Below are 3,776 nucleotides of genomic sequence, written 5' to 3' on the forward strand. Positions count from 1 at the left end.
CTGTCCGACGACAAGATCATCCGCATCCCGACCAGCGACAACTTCTGGTCCATGGGCGACACCGGCCCCTGCGGTCCGTGCTCGGAAATCTTCTACGACCACGGCGAAGGCATCTTCGGCGGCCCTCCGGGCAGCCCCGATGAAGACGGCGACCGCTTCATCGAGATCTGGAACCTGGTGTTCATGCAGTTCGAGCAGCTGGCCGGCGGCGAGCGCCTGTCGCTGCCCAAGCCCTCGATCGACACCGGCATGGGCCTGGAGCGCATCGCCGCCGTCCTGCAGGGCCAGCACGACAACTACGACATCGACCTGTTCAAGGCCCTGATCGCCGCTTCGGTCGAGCTGACCGGGGTGAAGGCCGAGGGCGACCAGGCCCCGTCGCACCGCGTGATCGCCGACCACCTGCGCTCGTCGTCGTTCCTGCTGGCCGACGGCGTCACCCCGTCGAACGAAGGCCGCGGCTACGTGCTGCGCCGGATCATGCGCCGGGCCATGCGCCACGCCTATCTGCTGGGCGCCAATGAGCCCCTGATGCACCGCCTGGCCCCGACCCTGGTGGCCGAGATGGGCCAGGCCTATCCGGAACTGCGCCGCGCCGAGGCCTCGATCGTCGAGACCTTGCGCCAGGAAGAAGAGCGCTTCCGCGTCACCCTGGGCCGCGGCATGGGGCTTCTTGACGAAGCTACCGCCGGGCTCGAAAGCGGCGGCGTGCTGGACGGCGAGACCGCCTTCAAGCTCTACGACACCTACGGCTTCCCGCTCGACCTGACCCAGGACGCCGTGCGCGCCAAGGGCATCACGGTCGACACCGACGGCTTCGACGTGGCCATGGACCGCCAGCGCCAGATGGCCCGCGCCAACTGGGCCGGTTCGGGCCAGCAGGGCGCGGCCGCCGCCTGGTTCTCGATCAAGGAAAAGGCCGGCGCCACCGACTTCGTCGGCTATGAGACCACCGAGACCACCGGCGTCGTGAAGGCCATCGTCGCCGACGGCGCCGAGGTCGAGTCTGCTGAGGCCGGCCAGACCGTCGACGTGCTGCTCGACCGCACCAGCTTCTATGCCGAAAGCGGCGGCCAGGCCGGCGACACCGGCGTGATCGAGGCCAATGGCGCGGAAAGCCGCGTGCTCGACACCCAGAAGCAGGCCGGCGAACTGCACGTGCACCGCGTCGAGCTGGCCGGGCCGCTGAAGGTCGGCGACCAGGTCGTGGCCAGCGTCGACGCCGAGCGCCGCCACACCACCCGCTCCAACCACTCCGCCGCCCACCTGGTGCACGCGGCCCTGCACCATGTGCTCGGCCCGCACGTCGCCCAGAAGGGCCAGATGGTCGACGGCGAGCGCATGCGCTTCGACTTCAGCCACGGCGGCCCGCTGTCGCCCGACGAGATCGAGCGCATCGAGGCCGAGGTCAACGCGGTCATCCGCCAGAACGTGGCGGCCCAGACCAAGGAAATGGCCCCGCAGGAGGCCATCGAGGCCGGCGCCGTGGCGCTGTTCGGCGAGAAGTACGGCGACAGCGTGCGCGTGCTGACCCTCGGCGACAGCCTGACCGAAGCCGGCAAGGCCTATTCGGTCGAGCTGTGCGGCGGCACCCACGTGGCCCGCACCGGCGACATCGCCCTGTTCAAGATCGTCTCCGAGCAGGGCGTGGCCGCCGGCGTGCGCCGCATCGAGGCCCTGACCGGCGAGGCGGCCCGCCGCTTCCTGCTCGACCAGGCCGGCGTCGCCAAGGCCCTGGCCGACCAGTTCAAGACCCCGGTCGCCGAGGTCCTGGCCCGCGTCGACGCCCTGGTGGCCGAGCGCAAGAAGCTGGAAAAGGAACTGGCCGAGGCCAAGAAGCAGCTGGCCCTGGGCGGCGGCGGCGCGGCCTCCGGTCCGGAAGACGTGAACGGCACCGCCCTGATCGCCCGCGTCCTCGACGGCGTCGGCGGCAAGGAACTGCGCGGCGTCGCCGAGGAGTTCAAGAAGCAGCTGACCAGCGGCGTCGTGGCCCTGGTGGGCACGACCGACGGCAAGGCCGCCGTCACCGTGGCCGTCACCGCCGACCTGACCGCCAAGTTCAGCGCCGCCGAACTGGCCAAGGCCGCCGTGATCGCCATGGGCGGCCAGGGCGCGGGCGGCAAGCCCGACTTCGCCCAGGGCGGCGCGCCTGACGCGACCAAGGCCGACGACGGCCTGGCCGCCATCAAGGCCGTTCTGGCCGGCTGATCGCCTTAGATCGGCCCGCTTCCTCGCCGAAGCGGGCCGACTTCGTTCTCAAGTCAGTATCGGCGGACCAGCGCCTGCGTAAGATCCACAACATCGTGCCCGATCCCGCCGAGCGTCGCGTCTGGCGGGTCTGGCTTGGCCTTGCCGCCGTGGTGGCGGTGATCGGCGGGGGCGTCGGCCTGACCGTCTCGCGCTGTACGCGCGCCCCCGAGACCGCCGGAACCAAGGCCGAGCGCCAGGTCGCCGCGGCCGCCACGCCCGTCGTCCTGCCGCTGGAGGCCAAGGACTGGCGCGGCAAGATCGACTACCGCGCGCTGGACGCCCGCATCCGCACGATGATGGCCGACCGCAGCATGACCGGCCTGGCCGTCGCCGTGGTCGAGGACGGCCGGCTGTCGTTCGTGAAGGGCTATGGCCAGACCACGCCGAACGACGGTGAGGCGGTGAACGCCGACACCGTGTTCCGCTGGGCCTCGCTGTCCAAGACCGTGGCCTCGACCCTGAGCGCGCGGCTGGCCGGGGAGGGGGCGTTCTCGCTGCAGGACTCTCTGGCCAGGTTCGGCGTCAGCCTGCGCCTGCCGGGCGGGGCCGAGCAGACCCTGACGGTCGAGCAGCTTCTGTCACAGCGCACCGGCCTGCCGCGCAACGCCTATGACGGCTGGCTGGAAGGCGGCCGCGATCCGAAGACGATCCGGCAGGCGCTGGGAACGGTGCCGCCGCAATGCCCGCCGGCCACCTGCCACACCTACCAGAACCTGGCCTACGACACGATCCGCGAGGTGATCGAGGCCTCCACCCACCGACCCTACGCCGAGGAGGCCCGCCAGAAGCTGTTCCTGCCGCTGGGCATGGGCAGCACGACCATCGGCATGGAGGAGATCCGCGGCGAGCGGCACTGGGCGCGGCCCACCCGCTATGGCCGCGAGTCGATCCTGGCCGAGGCCTATTACCGGGTGCCGGCGGCCGCGGGGGTGAACTCCAACATCGTCGACCTGGCGCGCTGGATGCAGGCCCAGATGGGCCTGGCGCCCGCCGTGCTGCCGGCCAGGGTGCTGGAGGAGATCCAGCGCCCGCGCGTGCTGACCAACCGGCCCTACGGCAACTCGCCGCTCGGCCGCTCGCTCGACAAGCCGGCCTATGGCCTGGGCATGCGCAGCTTCGGCTACCAGGGCCACCGCCTGGCCGGCCACAGCGGCGCCGTCGACGGCTACCGCTCGACCATGATGTTCGACCCGGCCACCAAGACCGGCGTCGTCATGCTGTGGAACAGCGAGAGCAGCCTGCCCTTCAAGCTGCAGGCCGAGGTCTTCGACCTCTACTACCACCTGCCGTTCACCGACTGGCTGCAGCTGAAGGGCAGCGACGCGGTGGAGGTCGCGCCCTAGGGGGCGGCATTCGTCAGCTCAAAACCATTGTCATCCCGGCCGAAGCGCGCAGCGCGTAGAGCCGGGACCCAGGGGCGGCCGCAGTGCGCCGGCCGTCCGCGGGTGGCGAATCCGTGCGCCGGACCCAGTCCCCTGGGTCCCTGTGTATTGCGATAGGTGTCGAGCGCGAGCTTGATGGGTGGC

At 70.9% G+C, this 3,776-nt stretch carries 2 protein-coding genes; both read left to right on the plus strand.

The features are described from left to right. Positions 1–2,208: alanine--tRNA ligase (alaS, locus tag DMC18_RS23510; protein WP_110133361.1), on the plus strand; the 2,208-nt coding region annotated here is incomplete at its 5' end. Between the two features lie 95 nt (positions 2,209–2,303). Then, positions 2,304–3,593, plus strand: coding sequence for a serine hydrolase (locus tag DMC18_RS23515; protein ID WP_233245185.1), 1,290 nt, complete (start codon positions 2,304–2,306; stop codon positions 3,591–3,593). The last annotated feature ends 183 nt before the right edge of the window (positions 3,594–3,776 follow it).

Origin of the sequence: Caulobacter sp. D5, from assembly GCF_003185805.1 — a bacterium.
Classification (GTDB): domain Bacteria; phylum Pseudomonadota; class Alphaproteobacteria; order Caulobacterales; family Caulobacteraceae; genus Caulobacter.